The sequence below is a fragment of the Arthrobacter sp. genome (genome assembly GCF_031179385.1).
Classification (GTDB): Bacteria; Actinomycetota; Actinomycetes; order Actinomycetales; family Micrococcaceae; genus Arthrobacter_D.
Genome location: NZ_JAPSHV010000231.1, coordinates 1 through 1594, shown reverse-complemented (window position 1 = coordinate 1594; position 1594 = coordinate 1). Strand labels below are relative to the sequence as shown.

General features: G+C 65.5%; 2 protein-coding genes. One reads left to right on the top strand and one right to left on the bottom strand.

The window, feature by feature from the left end; translation table 11 throughout:
* The coding region (locus RIF85_RS15890) for a phosphotransferase (protein ID WP_309072866.1) at positions 1 to 823 on the bottom strand (823 nt) is incomplete at its 3' end.
* An 80-nt stretch (positions 824 to 903) separates the two neighbouring features.
* On the opposite strand from RIF85_RS15890, the gene RIF85_RS15885 reads away from it, so the two are divergent.
* The coding region (locus RIF85_RS15885) for a class I SAM-dependent methyltransferase (protein WP_309072865.1) at positions 904 to 1594 on the top strand (691 nt) is incomplete at its 3' end.

The window sequence follows — 1594 nt, the reverse complement described above, 5'->3', positions numbered from 1 at the left end:
GCCAGTCGTTGGCGGTGAGGATGTCGTTGTGCAGTTCACGTAACCAGTCCGGGTCGGTCGGCTTGTCGCCGTCGTCGAGCATCTCCTGCCCGGCAGCTACGCGGCGGGCCGAGTACTGACGGGCGTACTCGGGGACCCTTGTTTCCTCCGCATCCGTGAAGTCCCGTCGCGACCGGTAGCCGGCGAGGAACTCGGCGTACAGCAGCGGCTCCGGTCGGTCGCCTTCGTCTCCGCGCAGCGCACGGGTAGCGAGGGCAACGTCCTCCGCTGCTGTGCCGGGACGGGACTCATCGAGATCGAAGACGGAAACGCCGTCGGGAGTGAACCGGAGGTTGTCCAACTCGAAGTCGCCGTGGATTGTGACGCCGTCGGGGCCGCCCGCAACTTCGTGGAAGAGGGCGAGCGCGCGTCCCCACATCCGGGCTTGGTCAGGGGTGAGCGATGGTACCTCCAGGGCGTCACCGGGTGCTTCGTTGACGAGCATCGCGGCCATCGGACCGAAGGAAGTGTCCACTGTAGGGATCAGCTCGCCCGACTCAGCGGGCAGCGGGCGCGCAATCCAGAGGCCGTCGACAGACGGGAAGTCATTGGCGAGCTCGGCGCCGGCCCGCAGTCGGGATGCTGCCGCTGTTCCCGCCGGTATGAAGCGCAGAAAACGCCGCGGATCGCCAGGAATCACGAAGACGTGGCTGGCACTGGACCTCCACCATCGGGCGCTGTTGGGGTCGCGGCCCCATGCGTGCGCCACCTGATCGGCGACGGGCGAGCGCCAGTCGGCATCGACAGAGTCCTTCATACGACGGATTTGGCTAAGCGGCATCATCACCGCTCATCTTTGCATGCGTGGACTTCCCGCCCGATAACCTCTGGTCCTCGGGCGGGAATCGGAGTACATAAGGAACCATGGCGAAAAGCAAGGGAGTAGCACCCAGGTTGGCTGAGGCCCTGGGGATCATTCTGGGGACCGATGAAATTCCGTTGCGCCTTCAGGCCTGGGACGGGTCGGAGGCGGGGCCGGCTGATGCGCCAATCATCGAGTTCCGTTCCCGGCGGGGCCTGCGCCGGATGCTGTGGTGCCCAAACCAACTCGGCCTCAGCCGCGCTTACGTGGCCGGAGATATCGATGGGCCCGGTGACCTGTTCGAAAGTTTCTCCGTGTTGAGTTCCGTGGGAAAATTCGCCGAGCTGAAGGCGTTTCGGCCTCCAACCCTCGGCGAGCGCTGGAAGCTCCTGCGGACCGCCGTCCGGGTCGGCGCGATTGGGCTTCCACCGGCGCCCCCACCGGAGGAAATGGACGTCACGCGGACGGGCCGCATGCATTCAAAGAAGCGCGACGCCGCCGCTATTTCCCACCATTACGACGTCGGCAACGACTTCTACGCGCTCGTCCTCGGTCCGTCGATGGTGTACTCCTGCGCGGTGTGGGAGGACGAGAACACCGGCCTGGACGCTGCCCAGGAATCGAAACTGGATTTGGTCTGCCGGAAGCTGGGCCTGCAGCCGGGAATGCGTGTCCTCGACGTGGGTTGCGGTTGGGGCAGCTTCGCGCTCCATGCCGCGCAGAATTACGGCGTCGACGTCGTGGGTATCACCC